We start from the raw sequence: 19,901 nt of genomic DNA, 5'->3' as shown, positions 1-19,901 counted from the left end.
TTCAAAAAAAGCGATAAAGCATCCGGAGGGAGCCTGTGATTTTGATATACTTCACGGCAACGATGTCCGGCACTGAAAGTGGTAACATAGTGTGTTTTGCCCCCAACGAGGCAGATCGGCGTTCTCCACGAATGAAGACTAGCTGGATCCCAAGAGATCACTTTTTTGTTCTACATCAGATCCCTCTTCATCTGGTGTGTTCTCTGTCAGCAAATCGCCCTCCGCATCGGTTGCATCGGGTTCTTCTACTGGCGGGCGGGCGGCAGTGTCCTTGGTCAGTGTCGGGGCTTCTTGCTCGGCCCCGGTGATCACGTGGACGCCCTGCGGGAAAATTACCTCGCGCGCTTCATCCGGAAGAGAAATACCTGCATTCATCAAGGCGGTTTTGACTGTCCTGAGCAGGGCTGATTTGAGCTTGATCGCAGAGATTACATGACCGTTGAACCAATAATATGTGCGAATATTCACCGTCGACGCGCCGAGCGCATCAACCAACACCATTGGCTCAGGGTCGGACATGACCGCGTGATGTTTCTGCAAGCAATCAAGAATAATGGCCTGAACATCCGGAACAGTGGCATCATATCCAATCCCAACGTTGAAATCGCCGCGCCTGCTTGGAGAGGATGTAAAATTCTCGATGACGTTCTTAAAAATTGTGGCGTTCGGAATGTGTATTTGATTGCCTTCCACCGAGGATAACAGCGTGCTGCGTGTGGTCATGCTCTTGACGGTACCGGCCAGCCCGGCAACCTCAATGAAGTCGCCCCGCTGAAACGGTCGGCGTACGCTCAGGATCAGGCTGGCCAGAAAATTTTCGGCAATATCGCGAAAGGCAAAACCGATGACGATACCGATCACGCCAGCACCACCTAAAAGTGACAGCGCAAGCTGCGTGAGGCCCGCAACCTGCAATACAATGTAGAGACCGGTTAGGAAAACCGGGAATGCCACGATGCGCGATATAATGGAGCGCAGGAAGGGTGTTTGAACACGTGCGCCCAGCAGCCAACGCACAAAACGCGCGACCAGTTTCGCGGCATACCAGGCTAAAGGCAGCACCAGAAGCGCTAGTAGAAACAAGGGCAACGCGGCGACAGTATCCTGAACAAGCCGGTTCAATTCGACCAAGGCCGGATCAAAGGACCACTCAACATCGTCGTTCACCTGAATGCGATTTACGACTGCCGCTACGCCCGTTGTTTTGGCAGCCAGGTTTTGCGCCCAGGTCTTATGCGCCTCAGTTTGCGCGACACCATCAAGAAAGGCGACGCTTTCATCGACACCCACATCGATCCCTTGGTACCAGCCCGTAGCATTCAGGATTCGCGCAATCCGTCCCGCAATATCGGCATCCGCGGCGACCGGCTCAATGTCAACTTGTTGTTCGGTTTCGATGGGTTCGGCGTCAGCTGTGGTGGCGGTGGACTGAGCGAATGAGGGGGCAGCCTGGAGCGGCATCAGGAGCAAAACCCAACACATCAAAAAGGTGGCACTGGCTACCGCTTTTATCAAACCCATCTTTCGTCCTTATACACCGCGTTTTCAAAGGTCTCTATTTGGCTCTCAGCAACAAAATTGCCGGCGCCTCCTATGTTGCAGGACAAATTCGCCAAGGCAATGAAAGTTCCCGGTGACGCCAGAATGCGTCGCGGAATTCTAGTTGTCCGAGGAACGCTTCGGCATGATGCGTGGTTACGACGTCTATCCCGGTGAGATTACCAGCCATCCGTGCCAAGCTGGATCAATCGCCAATGCGTTTGCCCACCAAACACTCCCTTGTTCAAGGGTATTTTCTTGTGCACATCAAAGTCATGCCAAGTGTCGTCCGGTGGTCCAAAGGATGAGGATGATGCAGCGGACTTGGATGCATCCGTCTTGATAGATGCCTCTTGGCCGTCAGGAACTGCGCTAAGTCGCATATCGTTTACCGGTTCCCAGGCGGGGTAACATGGCCCCGAGAAAGAAGATCCATCTTGTCACGGGATGATGCATGTCATCGGGCAACCACATTCTGACGGTGGCGCGTGAGTAGGCCGACAAGATACATTGGAGCAGTGAAACTCTCCGCTGGATCGACGCCCAAAGATCAGAAGTCGCCTATCATACTTAGCGAATGGCTCACTGCAGCAGAACATGATGACATCGAGCGTCTTGTTCATAAAAGTTGTGCGGTCACATTGATGACGAGCCATCAAGAGAGTCGGCAGATACATCGTCGCGATTTTGACATGGATGACGCCGCCGACGCGATGCTGAAACCACGGTGCATGTGGCTTGGGATTATTGCTGCGAAACTTTGGAACCAGTTTCTTGCCTGAGCGTTGTGTTCCGTCGGGCCAATAGGCGCGTCCAAGAGCAGGCCATCAAGGGAACAGTCATGAATCGATTAATATACGTCATAGGTCTGGTGGTAGTGATTTTGGCGATCATTTCATTCCTGGGATTAGGTTGATGCGAATGATGTCATACCGTTCAGAAATCCGCAGAATGATCGCTTTGTTCGTTGCCATAGTTACGCTGATCTCCAGTGCCGCCAAGGCAGAGACAGTCGGCAAAGTCGATGTGGACTGGCTCGGCAATGATATCATCATTGAGGCCTTTGCCGATCCATTGGTCGACGGTGTCACTTGCCATGTCGCTTATTTCGAAAGAGGGTTCATAGATCGGCTGCAAAAAGGCGATTGGTTTGAAGACCCCTCCAACTCTTCGATCGCGTGCCGCCAGACCGGGCCTGTATCAATCGGCGATATTGATCGATCGGACGAGGGCGAAAACGTCTTTTCCGAGCGTAGATCAATTGTGTGGAAGTCCTTGAACGTCAAACGTATTCTGGATGAGGAAAATAAGACCCTGATTTACATTGCGCATGCGCGCGAGGTTCAAGATGGGTCCGCCAAAATGTCAATTTCAACTGTGCCCTTTTTTCAAAACTAGACCCGCGAAGTTTCTGCAATTCCCATCAGATGGGGAGAGGATTGGCACATAATTACACTATCACGCCGTTTTCACCGCTCGTCGCGATCAGAATGTGCCAAAAAAATCGCGATAAGCTGCGAAAGATGACACCAAAGCGCGGCAGCTAAGCGTTGGCACCCGGACGAGTGATGCGATCTTTCTAGTTGCGTACTTCGCACGCGATCTCGTCCTGTCTGTTGTGCCCAGCTTTCTGGGGGCATTGACCCTGAGCCCATCAACAGGCCGATCAAGCGACGGCGCGTTCTCGTTGCATCATTGATTGCTCTAGTCGCAAAGTGTTTCAGAAAAAGGATATTTTTTAGAAGTGATGCAGAACGTTCCGATCAGATGAAGCTCCAAGTATTGCTCGCGACCGACGGGAAAAGCTCATCGGGTTCACCGATAAAGTAGAAACCTTCAAGGGCGCATCATCCGAGTCTAATGTATTTGCGCCGTGCAATTCGGCGGGCTCCAAGAGGTCGTGGTTGAACAAATCGGGCTTATGAATTCGGCTGCGAGCCGCACGACGGCAATGGGTGCTGCAATCGGCAAGGACGAGGCCTGTGACCATGGGCGCGATTTTACGCCTGGCTCGGATTGATCCCGCGACAGAGTCGCACTGGCGGGCAGGCGATATTGAGCAGGAACACAACCACGGCAGCCGATATCTGTGCATGCTGTTTGTGCAAACCGCAGTGGTCATCATGCTGCGCCAGTAGGCACACTCTTGGGTGAAATGGCACGATGACTGTAAGAGGGCCGCGTATTGGCATCATACGGGTCCAAGCGTTAGAGTGCCCTGCCTCAAAATACATTCATTCTACCGGAACGCGCTTGCACTGCAGTAAGTGGGTTAAAAAATCATTCAACAGATCAAGAGTGCCTACAGAGCAACAACACTTCGGCTGCGTTTGAGCAATTGCAACATTCTCAGTCCCTTGGTGTAGTTTACGGAAGTCAGGCCGTTATCGTTGAAGTGGGCGGAAAACATCTGCGCTGGGCGAACCCGGGTATGTACCTTCCTCACGTATTTACACAAATTACCGATCCAACTCGCGGTGGCGCAAGTAAAGCTATTGCCCCAATCGACGCATCATCAGGGTCCGGCGTCCTTGGTCCGACAAACTTCATTCATTGAGTCTTTCATTCAAACGACGCCCGGGCCCAGAGCCGCATGGTTTGACGTCACACGGAATAGGACCCGCCAGCGACATCGCCAACCCAGCCCCAAAGCGCGCATAATGGCTCGCCTATGGTCTCGATGCTGTGGGGCTGGTAAGATCTGTGGCGGATAATGCCACCGGGTCCGCGCGGGATCGGTTCTGCGTTATCTACCGCCCACATCGCAGTGCCGCTAAGAACGAGGTAGATTTCTTCCGCTGCATGAGAGTGGTTAGGATAGTGAAAGCCTTCTCGCTGTAACAGCAGGCCAATACGAATATCCGGCCTGACAAACAGGCCATCCGGTCCAATCAATTCGGCAACTGCAAGTTTATTATTGATTTCGCCTGACAATTTGCCGAAACCTGCCATGCGCCAGTGCAGATCCTCGGCACAAGCGGCCAATTTCTGTATGTGGTCCTCTTCGGCATTGGATAGCATGGAGTCCAGAATCGCGCAGGCTGGCATTGAGGCGGGTGGCAGTGCTCGCGGCCCTGCATATCCTGCAGCAAGTGCCGTGCCGATGTGATCCGCTATCTTGCTGTCGTCACGCAATAACTGAGCACTTGCGGCGGCCATGAATCCATTGAGGCGGGAGGTTGTTGTCACTTTAGAGGGCCCTTGCGACGGGTTGGTTTCCTTCAGACGGCCAGCGCATTCAATGCGCCCCGAATACGTTCATGTACTTCCAGCGCGGCTTGGCCGATGGGCTGATCTTTTTGGGTGACCACAGCAAGACTGTTATAAATGTTGGGTGTAAATGGTCGCCAAGTCACATCGTCTTGTAAATCAGCCTTGCCATTCACTGGATCAAGAACGGCGAGATGTTGGCCTGCAGCAACCAGATTGCGGGCAATTGCGAAGTAATAAGCTGTCATGTTCCGGGAAACCGACACGTTGGCCGCGGCCAGAAGCGTGTCAAGTTGTTGATCTATTTGGTGATCGCCGGTTATTTTGATTACCGAACGCCCCTCCAGCAGTTTTGGATGGATTTCTTGGAATGCAGTGAGCGGATCATCCTTGTGCATCGCGCAGACACAATCGAACTTGAAAATCTCAGCATCCAGACCCGCGACGGGGACGGGCAGATCAATCAGCCCGATATCAATGGTCTGCGTGGCAACCCATGTCGCAATCTGGCGGGAAGAATGCACCTTGATTTCAATCGTGATTCCAGGATGTTCGCGTTGAAAATTCGCCAGCAAACCGGGTAGAAAGTTGAACGCCAGAACACCGTTGGTCGCAATGCGGACGCATCCGGTTTGACCCGAAAGGATCCTGACTGCCCGCTCCTGAACCTGGCTGATCGCCTGCAAGCCGTGCACAACCTCTTCATGTAACAGCATGGCTTCTTTTGTGGGTGTGAAAAACCCGCGCTCACGATGAAACAAGGCAAACCCCAAGTCGGCCTCAAAGTTACTGAGCGCAATACTCACGGCAGGTTGTGTCAGATTAAGCCGGACCGCAGCGCGGGACACAGATCCGGCCTCGATCAATGCATTGAACACTTCCAGATGCCGCAGCTTTAAGGATGGTCCCATACGTACGCCTTACGCCATAAGTAAATCGAATATTACCGTAATTCCAATTGTATTGATTTAATACAGCTTTCTTCCTATCGTCGATGAATGATCTGTTTGCGATCTGGGATTTCCTGCGGATCAACGCATTCAGACCCATTTAGGTCAAGTGCTCCAGGGAGTGGACAATGGCGGGGAACACGGTCATCAGACCAGATTGCAAAGACAGTTCCTATTGGCTGGAAGGAGTGTCAGTTCCTTCCTCCCTCACAGAAAACCTACCGCATTCCGTCGACGTCGTCGTCATTGGGTCGGGATACACTGGTCTGCACGCCGCGATTGAAACCGCGCGCGGCGGCTGCCAGACATTGGTTCTGGACGCGCAGGATCCGGGTTGGGGATGCAGCACACGCAATGGCGGTCAGATCAGCACAAGTGTCAAACCATCTTTGCAAAAACTGACCGCAACATATGGGGCAGAACGTGCCCGCGCCATCCGCAAGGAAGGCGAGACGGCGTTGGATTGGATCGGTGATTTTATCACGCATGAAGGGTTGGAATGTGATTTTGCCCGCAGTGGCAGGTTCCATGCTGCCCATACTCCCGCGCACTATGAAGAGATTGCGCGCGATGCAGAAACTTTGTCGCGCACCGAAAACATCGAAGCCTTTGTGGTGCCGCGCGCTGAACAACGGCGTGAACTGGGCTCTGATGCCTATCATGGGGGCGTGGTCTTTACGCGACATGCCTCGATCGATCCGGCCAAATACCATCGCGGGCTTCTGTCGCTCGCGCGATCAGCGGGTGCAGACGTCTTGGGCGGGTGCGCGGTTACCGCAATCACCAGAGATGTCGGCGGTTTTATTCTGTCGACCGAAAAAGGTAACGTCCGCACCCGAGAAGTGATTGTGGCCACAAACGGATATACTACTGGCCTGACGCCCTGGCTCCAGCGGCGTGTCATTCCAATTGGCAGCTATATCATTGCAACGGAGCCCTTGCCTATAGATCTCGTCACCGCTCTGTTCCCGACGGGCCGCATTGCCAGCGATACGCGCAAGGTTGTTTACTACTATCGTGCGTCACCGGACGGCAGGCGGGTAATTTTTGGTGGGCGGGTTTCGGCAAATGAAACGGATACATCCATCAGCGGCCCCAAGCTTTTTACCGATATGTGTGAGATTTTCCCAGAGCTGGCCTCATACGGCATCACGCATTCCTGGATGGGTCGCGTCGCTTACACCTTTGACGAACTGGCCCATACCGGCGTTCATAACGGCATCCATTACGCGATGGGATATTGCGGATCCGGCGTGTCCATGGCCAGCTACCTTGGGAAGCGTTTGGGTCAAAAAGTGCTAGGACTTGCCGAGGGGTCAACCGCACTTGACGGTTTGTCGAACCCGACGCGGCCATTTTACACTGGAAAACCATGGTTCTTGCCGGCAACCGTCGCCTGGTATCGCAGGCAGGATCGCCTTGAAATGAAACGCGCAGCGACTGCTGTCTGACAACTGACACCGGGCGGCTGATGCGCCGTACTGCTCGGGAAAATCAAAGGCGTATGTGCTTTCCGCATGGGAAGCTCAAACAGACAACAAGGAGTAAGACATGAACACGGCAAGAGGCCTAACACTGGCCGCCATTTTGATTGGCTCAACAGCACATGCGCAGGATCAGACTGTCACCATCGCTTCCTGGGGCGGATCCTATCAGGAAGCCCAAAGTAAAGCACTGTTTGAGCCCGCAGCTGCCAATACCGGCATTGTTGTCAAACAGGAATCCTATGGCGGCATGTCGGATGTGCGCCTGCAGGTGTCTACGGGCGCGGTCTCATTGGACATTGTAGCCAGCGGCTCGGGTTCCGCGGCGCGGGCAGCGGCAGAAGGGCTGTTGGAAAAACTCGACTACAGCGTAATTGATGTGTCCAGTTTCTACCCGGGCCTCTACACCGACTATTGCGTCGGCGGTGATGTTTTTTCGACCGTCTATGCATGGAATACTGCGACATATGGCGATGCCGGGCCACAAAGCTGGGCGGATTTCTGGGACGTTGAGAAATTCCCGGGCAAACGAGCCTATCGCAACAAAGTGGCGGGCGCACTTGAGCCTGCGATGATGGCTTTGGGCGTGGCCCCCGAAGATGTATATGCTGAATTGGATTCTGAAGAGGGCATCGAACGGGCTCTGGACAAAATACGCGAACTTAAGCCGAATATTGATGTTTTCTGGTCCTCAGGTGCCCAGCAGGCGCAATTGATGAAAGACGGTGAGGTCGACATGACCACCGGCTGGAACGGGCGTTTTGACAACGCCGCCAAGGATGGCGCTCAGGTAAAGTACAGCTTCAACCAGGCTTTGCTTGATTATGATTGTTTTGCCATTCCCAAAGGTGCGCCAAACAAGGATGTGGCGATGGCGTTTCTCAATGAAATCTCCAAACCGGAATATCAGGATGATCTGCCCACTTACATCACCTATGGCCCGACAAACAAAGCGGCCTATGGCACCGGCGTGATCACCGATGAAGTGGCGGCGGGACTGCCCTCGTCACCGGAAAACGCTGCTATGCAACTGCCAGTTTCACTGGAATGGTACGCCAAATGGGAAACCATAGCTGACGAGATGTATCAGGAAATGCTGACCGAGTGAGCTTGGTGACAAAAAACGACCTCTGTGGGCACGGTTGTCACCCACAGAGGTATACAGGAAGTGTGTTGTGACCGAGGTTCTGTCTAAAGCATTGCCGATTTCGGTGCGGAATGTCACCAAAACCTACGGCTCAGTCCACGCTCTTGATGATGTCTCACTCGACGTAAAAAGCGGCGAATTTCTGACACTTCTGGGTCCTTCAGGCTCTGGCAAAACAACCTTGCTGATGGTCTTGGCGGGGTTCACACGACCTGATGGCGGCAGTTTGAAGTTCGGCGATGAAGAAGTGATCCGCAAACCGCCGCATCTGCGCGACGTGGGTATGGTGTTTCAGAATTACGCGCTTTTTCCGCATATGACAGTGGCAGGAAACGTCGGCTATCCGTTACGTCTGCGTAAAACCGCCAAGGACGAGATTGACGCGCGGGTTGAGCAAGCATTGGAAACCGTTCAATTAGGGGGGTACGGCGCGCGGCGCATTCACCAGCTGTCGGGCGGTCAAAAACAACGCGTGGCAGTGGCACGTGCAATTGTGTTTGAACCCCGTATCCTTTTGATGGATGAGCCCCTTTCCGCGCTTTATAAGAAATTGCGTGACCAGATGCAGATCGAACTGCGCCATCTGCATGAAAAACTAGGTATGACAACGGTTTATGTGACGCATGACCAGCGCGAAGCCTTGACCATGTCGGATAGGATCGCCGTGGTCAATCACGGTAAGATCATGCAGCTGGCATCCCCACAGGAAGTCTATGACGCACCGTCGAACCGGTTTGTGGCGGACTTCATCGGGGATTCAACCTTTCTGCCGGTATCGCGGGAAGGCAGTCAGATAATGTTCGCGGGCGCCCCCCTCAAACACGCGGGAAACAACGCGCCATCAGGAAAACTACTTCTGATGATACGCCCCGAACGATTGCGGATGGCATCAAATGACGCACCCGATACGGCCAATCTGTTTCAGGCAACGGTGTCAAATGTCGTCTATCAGGGCGACAGCTATCTTTTGTATGCCCAATTGCCCGACGGTACCGAAGTCAGCCTGCGCGGCGGTATCCGCGGTAATATGGTCGCCAAATTACCTGCTCCCGGAGATCAGATCGCCCTGACGTTGGATGCCGCCGACACCGTTTTGATTGCGAATGATGATGACTGATAGTTCCATTCCCCTGCCACAAGGCGCGGGCCTGCACCGCGATGGCGTGCTTGAGCGGCTCCGGTTGTTTGGCCTCAGCTCACCTGCGCTGCTCTTGGTCCTTGTGATACTCGTGATCCCTGTCGGGTGGTTGTTCTATGTGTCCTTCATTGGCGCGGACGGGCAATTCTCGCTCGAAAACTACGCCCGTATGATCGAACGCAAGTCCTATTACCGTATTTTCATGACTACATTTCAGGTCAGTTTTTTGACCACTGGCCTATGTATTCTCATCGGTTATCCGCTGGCTTACTTCATGTCCCAACTGCCAACCCGCTGGGCCAATCTGGCGTTGATCACGGTCCTTGTACCGTTCTGGACGTCACTCTTGGTACGCACTTATGCATGGCTGGTGCTGTTGCAAAAGCAGGGTCTGGTCAATCAATGGGCCATCTCGCTCGGGGTTTGGGATGAGCCGATCAAGATCGTGCACAATATGACGGGTACATTGATCGGCATGGTCCATATCATGCTGCCGTTCCTGATCCTGCCCGTTTATAACGCTATGAAAGCGATAGATCACGATTACCTGAAAGCAGCCTCCAATCTGGGGGCCAGCCCGCGCTGGGCCTTTTGGACCGTGTTTTTCCCGCTGTCCGCGCCTGGATTGCTGGCTGGGTCGCTTATGGTCTTTGTATTGTGCTTGGGTTTCTTTGTAACGCCCGCCGTGTTGGGCGGTGGCAAGGTGATCATGGTGTCGATGAAAATCGTCTCCAACATCGAATTATTTGTGAACTGGGGAGCAGCAAGTGCGCTTGGCGTTGTGCTTCTGGTGTTAACCATCGCAATCCTCTGGGTGGCGTCTCGCTTCTCCAATGTGGCAAATATGGGGGCAGGTGGGCACTGATGTTCGCATGGTTTGATAAACCCGCCTCTGACACTCAGGTCACCCACGGCCAGCGCCTTTGGCTCTATGTGTTTGCCGGTGTTGTCATGCTGCTCTTGGTGGTGCCGACCTTAATCGTGATCCCGATGTCCTTTTCGGATTCGCAATACCTCGAATTTCCGCCGGAAAACTGGTCGCTGCGCTGGTATCGGAATTACTTTGGGTCGCCGGAATGGATGCAGGCAACCGCGACCTCTCTCAAGGCCGCTTTCCTGACAATGCTCGTGGCAACACCGGTCGGCGTTGTTGCGGCTTACGGGCTGCATTGTTGCGGCGTGCGTTTTGTAAAGGTTGCTTATCTTGCCTTGATCACCCCGATGATGGTGCCGGTGGTTCTGGTCGCGATCGGGGCGTTTTACATCTTTGTCAAACTCAGCCTGCTTTACACACTAACCGGACTTGTACTGGCACACAGCGTTTTAGCGCTGCCGCTTGTGATCATTGTGACCGGATCCGCGCTCAAAAGTTATGACATGAATCAGGAACTTGCCGCGCGCAGTTTGGGTGCCCCACGCTGGCAGGCATTTCTCACGATAACCGTACCGCAGATCCGATTTGCCATCGTGACCGCAGCCCTGCTGGCGTTTTTGACCTCCTTTGATGAAGTCGTCGTCGCGATGTTCATATCAGGTGGCGACAACCCGACGCTAACACGCAATATGTTCAACGCGTTGCGTGATCAAATCGACCCGACAATTGCAGCGATCTCGACAATCATGATCATCATTACATCAGTGATGATGGTCCTTGCACAGGTGTTCGGACGCGGCGGGTCGGAGAAATAGCTTGGAGGCATTTGACTACGTTATCGTTGGTGCTGGCTCTGCGGGGGCGGTACTGGCGAACCGGCTCACGGAATGTGGCCGCTTTCGCGTCGCCCTTCTCGAAGCCGGAGGGCATGACAGGGACCTTTGGATCCAGATGCCAATTGGCTACGGCAAGGTTTTTCATGACGAAAAGGTCAACTGGAAATACACAACGGAACCTATTGCGGGCTTAAAGGATCGTCGCTCTTACTGGCCGCGCGGCAAGGTGCTCGGCGGGTCCAGTTCGATCAATGCGATGGTCTATGTGCGCGGCCATCCTAGCGATTATGCGGAATGGAATGCGGCGGCACCCGGTTGGGCGTGGGATGACGTAGAGCCTATATTTCGCCGTATGGAAGACTGGGACGGACCATCCAGCCCGGCGCGCGGCAAAGGCGGCCCCCTGCCCGTGCATGATGTCACGGATGAAGTGCATCCATTGACGCGCATTTTCCTTGAGGCGGCACGACAGACCGGCATCCCGACCAACCCGGACTACAACGGCGAGAATATGGAAGGCGCCGCGTGCTATCAGATCACTACCAAGGGAGGTTTTCGCGCCTCTACTGCGCGCAGTTATCTCAAACCCGCAAAGCGACGCCAAAATCTTGAAATCCGCACAGGTGCCCATGTGACGCGGGTGCTATTTGAAGGCCTGCGCGCGACCGGCGTTAAGTTTCAACAGAATGGTCAGACCAAAACCCTGCAAGCGCGCGCCGAAGTGATCCTATCCGCGGGCGCGATCAACTCGCCACAATTGCTGCAACTTTCTGGCGTTGGGCCAGGTGAAGTCTTGCAGGATCATGGCATCCCCGTGCGACTGAATGCGTCGCATGTTGGACGCAACCTCCAGGATCATCTGGGCAGCGACAATTACTATACCTCAAACGTACCAAGCCTCAATCAGGCTCTAGGACCGCTTTGGGGGAAGACCAAAGCCGCGCTTCAGTATGCGTTAATGCGCACGGGCCCGCTTTCACTGAGCCTTAATCAAGGGGGTGGGTTCATTAGCATGTCCGACGCGTCTCAAGGCCCGGATCTGCAGCTCTACTTTTCGCCCGTCAGCTATACCCGCGCGCCCGAAGGGATCCGCCCGCTGATGCGCCCGGATCCCTTCAAGGGGTTCTTGATGGGCTTCAATCCGTGCAAACCGACGAGTGTCGGGCATCTCAACATCTGTTCGCCAGATCCTATGGCATCGCCTGAAATACACCCCAATTATCTCGACACCGAAGAGGATCGGGCCTTGATGGTGGCCGGGACAAGATTGATGCGCGAGATCGCTCAAGCCCCTGCGTTGCGTTCCGTGATTGAAAGCGAGCTTTTACCTGGTGCGCAGGCTACAAGCGATGCAGACATATCCAGATATATCCAAGAGAACGCCTGGACCGTTTTCCATGCCTGCTCAACCTGTCGCATGGGTCGAGATCCTGCCACAAGCGTGGTCGATCCACAGCTCAAGGTTCACGGGTTGAAAGGGTTGCGCATTGCTGATGCCTCGATCTTTCCCACCATTCCAACCGGTAACACGAATGCGCCAGCCATCATGGTCGGTGAAAAAGCATCCGATATTATCCTCCAAAGCGCGACATCCTGAGAGGCGTTTGCATATGAAACTGAAATCCATTGAGACTTTTACCACACAGGACGTCGGTTTTGTGCGTGTCACCGCCGAAGATGGCGCGCAAGGCTGGGGGCAGGTGTCCACCTATCATTCGGACATCACATGTCAGGTGCTGCACCGCCAGGTCGCCCCGTGGATGCTTGGGCAGGACATAACCGATCTGGATGATCTGCTTGATATTGTCACCGAGCGCGAACACAAGTTTCCGGGATCCTATCTGCGACGCGCGATGGGCGGCGTTGACACAGCGATCTGGGATCTGCGTGGCAAACAACAGGGCAAACCCGTGGTCGAGCTTCTGGGCGGAACGCCGGGACCGATCCGCGCCTATGCGTCCTCAATGAAGCGAGACATAACACCCCAGGACGAAGCGATCCGAATGAAACATCTGCGCGATACACAAGGGTTTGACGCCTTCAAAATACGCGCAGGTGCCGAAGTGGGACGCAACCGGGACGAATGGCCCGGGCGCACCGAGGAGATCATTCCCACCCTGCGCCGCGCGTTAGGCCATGATGTGGACCTGCTGATAGATGCCAATAGTTGCTACACACCGGACCGGGCCATTGAAGTCGGTCGCATGCTTGAAGATCAGGATTATTGCCATTTTGAAGAACCGTGCCCCTATTGGCACTTTGAACAAACAAAACAGGTCACAGACGCTCTCGATATCGACGTTACAGGCGGCGAACAGGACTGCGATCTGCCGACGTGGCAGCGCATGATTGACATGCGAGTCGTGGATATCGTCCAACCGGATATCCTTTACTTGGGTGGGATCTGTCGCACCCTCAGAGTCGTGGAAATGGCTAAAACGGCCGGTTTGCCGGTCACACCGCATTGCGCGAATTGGTCGTTGGTGACACTGTTCACGATGCATTTGCTGCGCGCCATTCCGAATGCGGGGAAGTATCTGGAATTCTCCATCGAAGGTCTTGACTACTACCCGTGGCAAGAGGGACTTTTCGTTCAATCGCCCTATTCCATCGATGGCGGACAAGCCTTTGTGACCGATGCACCTGGTTGGGGCGTTGAGATTTCTCCGGAGTGGTTGGCGAGGTCAGTTCATCAATTCAGCGAGTTGTGACGGATGTGTGACTTTTGAGGCTGTTGGGATGATCAGAATGATTTGAGGCGGACGGGCGGACATCTTTCTACGCCGCTTTCCGGAAAACTACTCTGCAGATACGTACTTTTCGGAACGACGTGGGCAATGGTCCAAAATAGATCCGCCTGAATGACCTTGAGAGGCTCACTTCTTATCAATGTGGATTGGGCAACCCTTCAGCATGATTGCAAATTGGAAGAGATCAGCTTCATTGTGAATTCTAATGCTTGGACTTTCGGGATGAATCAGCATGTCATTCAGATTTTGCATCACTTTCCGATCGAAACGTCCAATTTTCCGTCTACCTTGGTGGGTGATCTTTGGCGATGACCACTGGAACGGTTCGAAGGTTTCTGCCTAATATCGCGATCCCAAATGCTTGTCGTATAGATTTCGGGATATTCGACAATAAATCAACCACTTGTATAGATTCGATCAGCGGTCACAACCGTCAGCAAAAAGGGCGTCCCATACGCCACGCCTTCGACCTCCTCGCAAATCCAGATGTTCAGATATTTGTAAAGGTGCCTTCGAAAAAGTGCTAGTGACCTGCTGCCAAGAAGGCATTTCATGACGACCTTCATGCAGTCATAGTTCCCAACCGGAAACCGTTTTGGGTTTATGTGCGCGTCGTAGGTCGAACTTACATTCTGGCCGTGCACAGGACATCTCTGGTCTTGCCGGGTGCCAAACGAAAAGAATGCCGTCTATTCTCTTCGATGACAGGTCCAAAATTGCATCGTCGGCCGAGATCCCGTGTTCACTGTGAAGATCCCGCAAAATCAAAGAATTTTCAACGCTCCTGTCCTTTACACAGAAAGGCTGCATTCTTTTGAAAACGAGTGCTTGCATTATTCTGGCCCCCTAAAACTGAGCAAAAGCTGGCAACCTCCGAATGGCGGATATGTCGGGTTCTGGGCGTGGCTCGAAGCACGTTGCGATACGAGGCGCTTTCCACGGATGATGACGTGTTGCGCCTGGCAATGCTCCGATTGGCAAAGCAATATGGCAGCTACGGCTATCGTAAGGTTGCGGAACTGCTGCGAGTCGAAGGCTGGCTCGTCAATCACAAGAAGATTGAGCGGCTATGGGGCGAAGAAGGTCTGCAATTTCTACAGTGGCACAAGAAGCGCAAACGGCTGCACCACAAGGACAGCTCATCATCCGACTGCTGTCGCAACATCCCAGTCACATCTGGAGCGCCAATTTCGTGCACGACACGCTGAGCAACGGACGCCCATACAAAATTCTGGCAGTGCTCGATGAACATAGCTGTGAAGCGCTTTGTCTCGCGGTCAAACCAAAGATGACCAGCGCAGATGTGCAGGATGCGCTCTACCCACTGCTTTTACGGCGCCGGAAGACCGGGGATCTTCGTTCAGACCGTAGCTCAGAGTTCATTGCTGCGGCACTGAAAGACTGGCTGAGAAAAGTCGGGATCAAGCCGATGCAGATCTACCCGGGGTCGCGTTGGAAGAACCGCTATACAGAACGCTTCAATGGCACACTACGCCGCGAAGTCTTCAAGGCAGAATGTTCCAAACCACCAAACAGGCACAGATCGTCATCAATACTAGGCTGCGACAGTACAATGGTGTCCGACCACATCAGGCGCTAAACATGCGCCCACCCGTTCCAGAAACCTTGCTCAAAAGTGGCCCATAGATTTGGGGCAGGGCAGCATGGAGTGCGCGATGCCACGGAGAGATTTTTGTTTCCACAACGCTGTGTTTCTTACTGGACCAAAAAGTCGAACAAACTCTTCAGTGCTGTTCATTTCGCTCCAAAAACCGGGGGTCGTTTCAACGAGGCGCTTGTCTCCGCGGAGTCGGTGCCATTAGTTGCATGGAAATGTAGTGTGTGCACACAATTCCAGAGCGCGACGAAGGGGTCAGAAAATGAACGTGTCCTCATAGATCAGACCGCTATCCAAAGCGATATAGCCCGCAACTTCCTCGATATGCCTGACTTCATCATTTGCGGACTGCTCTTCCTCTACGAACATTGATACGTCATTTGCATCAAGACTGCTCAAGCGGATTGTCGCGGGATCACTGCCAAACGTGCTTTGCATATCCGCAATCAGGACCGGTGTGGCCGCAAAGGCGTTCTCAAATTCGAAACCAGCGCCGTCGTTACCAAATAGATTACTGGCACGGACTGCCTCCAACCCGTCGGTCAAGCCACTCTCGATTGCAATCCACGACACAGTCTCGGAACCGTGAGCGTCACCAGCCTCCTCTTCCTGGATCTTGACCTCAAATCCCTGCTCGCTGACACTTTTAATGCGCGTGGTGACCGCGTCGCTTTCATTTACCGTACTTACTTCGGCAAAGACAATCGCATCGTCCAGCGTTTCGCCGAAAGACAATGTCGAGAAACGCGTGTCGATGGATGCGGTGGAGGCAACAACAGTCTGACCGCTTCCCAGCGTATGAGACCCTTCGGAAATCGCAAGCCACCCGATGCTTTCAACGCCATGGACCCCGTCCAGATAGTTCCATTCGTCAATCTGGAACTCAAATCCGGTTTCAGTCACGCTGCGTACGCGCGTCGTCAGCTGTGCACTGTCGTTGCTGGTTGCTGGTCCCAGCACAACAACAGCATTTTCAATCGCCGCGTCGAATGAAATGCTGTGCCATTGGCCCGGTCCAGCCTGACTGACAGAGACGACGCCGCTCTGCCCGATCACGTCCCCGGCCGGCGTTGGGTCATCCGCGCCCAAAATCGTCACTGTTACAGTTGCGGCAGAGGTTGCGCTCTCACCATTGGACACCGTGTAGACGAATTGATCCGTTGCACTTTGCCCCGTGTTCAGGGCATCGAATGAACTGTTTTGATCGTAGGTAACGGTCTGATCCGCGTTTAGTGTGACGCGCGCACCTGACGCAAGCGTTACGCTATCGCCAACGCTGACGTCCACGCCCTCAATTTGCGTCAGTACCAGCGCGCCTCCGCCCTTGTTTGCATCATTGGAAAGCACATCGAGTGACAGGACATTGCTTTCAGAAACCGTCGCTGTATCGTCCTGCAAGATCAATCCTGCATCGGGTTGTTCATTCGCATAGAGCAAACCGCCCGCAAAAGCTGCAATGCCAACAGTTTCGGTCGCATGGTTCGTTTCGACGTTTGCTGATTGCTCTTCCTCGACAAACAGTGAAACGCCACCGCTGTCCAGCGCAGCAAGTCGTGTTGTTGCGGTGTCACCGCCATCGTTGGATTGCATGTCAGCAAGCAGGACCGGCGTTGCGCCAAAATCATTTGTGAATTCATAGCTGGAGACCAGGTGGCGCACCTCATTCGGGGTTTGAAATGCTTCGAATGCAGAGTTCAGACCAGACTCAATTGCGATCCAGGACACCGTTTCATCCACATGGCTGTTACCGGCTTCTTGTTCCTGAATGCGCGTCTGGAAACCCGTGTCATTGACCCCTCGGATGCGAGTGACGACCGCGTCGCTTTCATTAACCGATGTTACCTCGGCCAGCACAACGGCGTCCGTAAGGGTCTCGCCAAAGGACACATTGGAAAAGCCGTCTCCGACCGAAGCCGTTGACGCAAGAATTTTTTCCCCGCTGCTGAGTGTGTGAGAGCCCTCGGAAACCGCCAGCCATCCGATGTTTTCGAGCCCATGAACGCCGTCCAGATAGTCCCATTCGTCAATCTGGAATTGAAAACCGGTGTCCGACACATTGCGAACGCGCGTGCTCAACGGTGCTGTATCTAAATTGGTGGCCGGGCCCATAACCACAACTGCGTCGCTGATCACTGCGCCAAACGTGACGGTGTGCCATTCATTCGGGCCGGATTGTGAAACGGTTGCTACGCCGCTTTGTCCAATGGCCGTGGCGGCTGGAGTATCATCGATGCCAGAAAGGGAAATGCTCACAGTCGCCTGATTTGAGACCGCGCTACCATCGGAGGCGGTATAGGAAAATGCGTCCGTGCCTACCTGTCCCTCGGCTAACCAGTCAAACGCTCCGTTCGGATCATACTCAAACGTACCATCACTATTCACGGAAAGGAGCGCGCCAGAAGCGAGTGAAATTTGCGCTCCAACATTCGCAGCTCCGCCGTTTACGGTCGACACAACCAAGGCGCCATCCTCTGTATCGGTATCATTTGCGAGGAGGTTCCCACCTGTCAGAACTGTTTGCTCGTCCGTGGCATAGGTGTCGTTATTGGCTGTCGGTGCCGAATTGGTGCCTAAACCATCAACAATCGACTGAAAGCTGAGCGTTTGATTGCCAAATTTCAGGAACTCGACGGTGTTTTCAACAAAATCGGTTGCCGCATTTATGACCTGCAGAAAAGCGCCGCTGATGTTAAAGGAGAAGCTCTCAAAAATATCCTGAAAATCAACCGTATCAGTGCCCGAGCCGCCGAAGTATCTATCTGCGCCGAGGCTGTCGTAGAAAAGATCATTTCCTGCATTACCGGTGAACGTATTGTCGGCGTTGTTGCCAAAAAATGTATCAGCTCCGCTCCCACCAATTGCGTTTTCGATGATGGTCCCTTCGGCCAACGTTAGGTTCCCGATCCGTCCGCCGATGTCAGAAATCGAAGGCGCCGTGTCAAACTGGTTGGTTGGCGTCAGGTTGATAAGTTGAGTTGCCGAATAGCCGCTGAAATCCAATGTGTCGATGCCGCCCGCATCAACAATTGTTGACGCAGTTTTATCCGCATATGTCGCGAATTCGGCCCAGATGTTTGAGGTGTTTGATGAGATATTTGTGTTAAAGCCGTAAACCGTGTCGCCCAAAAACGCGTTCCCAACGCCAAAATTTGTGCCGCCAAAGCTCTGATCACCGTACATGTCCTGCAGCGCAATCCAGTCGACTGCCATCGGCGTCTGAAGGAAAGAAAAGCTCGCCGGAATGGATGTATTCTCGTTCTGACTGAAGTACGACATCATCGTCGCCTGCCAGCTGTCATTCTCAAAATCGGCGTCGGTGGCATAAGAGCCAGAGCCATTGTAAACACCTTGGTGGCCGAGCCCAAGCGCATGACCGACCTCGTGGAAAATCGTTTGTAGAGTGTAGTCGTTGTATGTTGACGTGCTGCCAGACCAATCCTGAGATACGTTGATCCAGGAATATTGAAAGTTTCCAGAAGAACCCGCAGAATTGGCGTACGCGCTGCGGGCATCTGTATCTTTGAAAAAGATGTCAGTGACGTTGACGCTGGACGAGGTCGTCTCTTGGAAGGAGATCCCAAGGACTTCACCAAAGACGTCCATTACATCGCGGACGAGATCTGCACGGGCGCTCGACAGGCCGTTGGTATCCGTTCCAGCGCGGCCCGCATTCGAGAAGCCTGTAACGTTGTAATGCAGCACGCCGCTTTTGGCATTTATGCCCGACCCGGTCATGTTAAATTCACCCGGTGCCCGGCCGAAATTGTTCCAAAAACCTGTGGTCAGAAAATCCGCCAAATCGCTGAGTTGTGATGGCGCTGACAGCGCGCCCCCGCTCAGCCCGGTATTTGCGTCATTGCCAGTTACCATCTCTCGCAGAATTGCATCTTCGGTTCGCATACCACCGCAGCCGGGACAACCACAGCCGCCAATATGTTCAAATTCCACAGATGGAATTTTTTTCACTGTCGGTCCCGGTCCGATCAATCCTTCGTCATAGGAAACGGCCACAGACACTTCAGTACGCGTTTCAGAAAAGGCAGTGATATCGCCTGGCCGGTCAATTTTGTCCATCTCGTCCTGTATTCCCGAACCACTTGGATTGGTACTTGAAAAATTGGTGTTTGACTGTTCTGAGTTGAGATCGCCGCGGTCAGCGACACTTGAGCCAACAGATACACTCAGGTTTTGGTTGATCAGCATTATATTCCCCGAGATTTCTCTCTAATCCAACAAACAAATCTTTGTGGGCTCAACTGTCCGAATGTTCTTCGAAATCAAAAATTACTTAGCGGTTTTTGGTCTTGCCGCACAGTGTTTCAAAAAAAAGAAGCGCATTTTTGCTGGTCTCATCA

Annotated in this window: 15 protein-coding genes; 11 read left to right on the top strand and 4 right to left on the bottom strand. The window is 53.5% G+C overall.

Annotated features, from left to right (window positions below):
• Positions 1 to 138 precede the first annotated feature (138 nt).
• Positions 139 to 1,461 (bottom strand): mechanosensitive ion channel family protein, encoded by a 1,323-nt coding sequence (locus R8G34_10865; protein ID MDW3223372.1) that lies wholly within the window; start codon positions 1,459 to 1,461, stop codon positions 139 to 141.
• A gap of 596 nt (positions 1,462 to 2,057) precedes the next feature.
• Here R8G34_10865 and R8G34_10860 point away from each other — a divergent pair.
• The 3 genes from R8G34_10860 to R8G34_10850 all read left to right on the top strand — a co-directional run bounded on the left by R8G34_10860 (position 2,058) and on the right by R8G34_10850 (position 3,677).
• On the top strand, positions 2,058 to 2,321 hold the full coding sequence (locus tag R8G34_10860; protein MDW3223371.1) for a hypothetical protein: 264 nt from the start codon (positions 2,058 to 2,060) through the stop codon (positions 2,319 to 2,321).
• 169 nt (positions 2,322 to 2,490) lie between these two features.
• Positions 2,491 to 2,937 (top strand): CreA family protein, encoded by a 447-nt coding sequence (locus tag R8G34_10855; GenBank protein ID MDW3223370.1) that lies wholly within the window; start codon positions 2,491 to 2,493, stop codon positions 2,935 to 2,937.
• Between the two features lie 590 nt (positions 2,938 to 3,527).
• Positions 3,528 to 3,677, top strand: a complete 150-nt coding sequence (locus R8G34_10850; GenBank protein ID MDW3223369.1) for a hypothetical protein — start codon at positions 3,528 to 3,530, stop codon at positions 3,675 to 3,677.
• 466 nt (positions 3,678 to 4,143) lie between these two features.
• Here R8G34_10850 and R8G34_10845 read toward each other — a convergent pair whose 3' ends face one another.
• Both R8G34_10845 and R8G34_10840 read right to left on the bottom strand, forming a co-directional pair.
• Positions 4,144 to 4,728: a dimethylsulfonioproprionate lyase family protein gene (locus R8G34_10845; GenBank protein ID MDW3223368.1), complete on the bottom strand. Its 585-nt coding sequence runs from the start codon at positions 4,726 to 4,728 to the stop codon at positions 4,144 to 4,146.
• Positions 4,729 to 4,760: 32 nt separating this feature from the next.
• The gene (locus R8G34_10840; protein ID MDW3223367.1) at positions 4,761 to 5,660 is read right to left on the bottom strand and encodes a LysR family transcriptional regulator; all 900 of its coding nucleotides are present in this window, start codon (positions 5,658 to 5,660) and stop codon (positions 4,761 to 4,763) included.
• Positions 5,661 to 5,827: 167 nt separating this feature from the next.
• On the opposite strand from R8G34_10840, the gene R8G34_10835 reads away from it, so the two are divergent.
• The 8 genes from R8G34_10835 (at position 5,828) to R8G34_10800 (ending at position 15,528) form a co-directional block, all read left to right on the top strand.
• Positions 5,828 to 7,150 carry an FAD-binding oxidoreductase gene (locus R8G34_10835; protein ID MDW3223366.1) on the top strand — a complete coding sequence of 441 codons (1,323 nt, stop codon included), beginning with the start codon at positions 5,828 to 5,830 and terminating at the stop codon, positions 7,148 to 7,150.
• 100 nt (positions 7,151 to 7,250) lie between these two features.
• Positions 7,251 to 8,291, top strand: a complete 1,041-nt coding sequence (locus R8G34_10830) for a polyamine ABC transporter substrate-binding protein (GenBank protein ID MDW3223365.1) — start codon at positions 7,251 to 7,253, stop codon at positions 8,289 to 8,291.
• Between the two features lie 67 nt (positions 8,292 to 8,358).
• A complete protein-coding gene (locus R8G34_10825; protein ID MDW3223364.1) occupies positions 8,359 to 9,447 on the top strand; it encodes an ABC transporter ATP-binding protein in 1,089 nt (362 codons plus the stop codon).
• Positions 9,440 to 10,333, top strand: a complete 894-nt coding sequence (locus R8G34_10820; GenBank protein ID MDW3223363.1) for an ABC transporter permease — start codon at positions 9,440 to 9,442, stop codon at positions 10,331 to 10,333. Before R8G34_10825 ends, R8G34_10820 begins: the two co-directional genes overlap by 8 nt.
• The gene (locus tag R8G34_10815) at positions 10,333 to 11,157 is read left to right on the top strand and encodes an ABC transporter permease (GenBank protein ID MDW3223362.1); all 825 of its coding nucleotides are present in this window, start codon (positions 10,333 to 10,335) and stop codon (positions 11,155 to 11,157) included. Before R8G34_10820 ends, R8G34_10815 begins: the two co-directional genes overlap by 1 nt.
• 1 nt (position 11,158) lies before the next feature.
• On the top strand, positions 11,159 to 12,775 hold the full coding sequence (locus R8G34_10810; GenBank protein ID MDW3223361.1) for a GMC family oxidoreductase N-terminal domain-containing protein: 1,617 nt from the start codon (positions 11,159 to 11,161) through the stop codon (positions 12,773 to 12,775).
• Positions 12,672 to 13,889, top strand: a complete 1,218-nt coding sequence (locus R8G34_10805; protein MDW3223360.1) for a mandelate racemase/muconate lactonizing enzyme family protein — start codon at positions 12,672 to 12,674, stop codon at positions 13,887 to 13,889. Before R8G34_10810 ends, R8G34_10805 begins: the two co-directional genes overlap by 104 nt.
• A 1,138-nt stretch (positions 13,890 to 15,027) precedes the next feature.
• Entirely contained in the window at positions 15,028 to 15,528 is a 501-nt protein-coding gene (locus R8G34_10800; GenBank protein ID MDW3223359.1) for a DDE-type integrase/transposase/recombinase, read from the top strand.
• Between the two features lie 273 nt (positions 15,529 to 15,801).
• Here R8G34_10800 and R8G34_10795 read toward each other — a convergent pair whose 3' ends face one another.
• Positions 15,802 to 19,749: a M10 family metallopeptidase C-terminal domain-containing protein gene (locus tag R8G34_10795; GenBank protein MDW3223358.1), complete on the bottom strand. Its 3,948-nt coding sequence runs from the start codon at positions 19,747 to 19,749 to the stop codon at positions 15,802 to 15,804.
• Between the last annotated feature and the right edge of the window lie 152 nt (positions 19,750 to 19,901).

The sequence above is a fragment of the Paracoccaceae bacterium genome (assembly GCA_033344815.1).
Taxonomy (GTDB): domain Bacteria; phylum Pseudomonadota; class Alphaproteobacteria; order Rhodobacterales; family Rhodobacteraceae; genus Roseobacter.
Note: the sequence above shows the minus strand (reverse complement) of the source record. Positions and strands in the feature narration are given on the sequence as shown.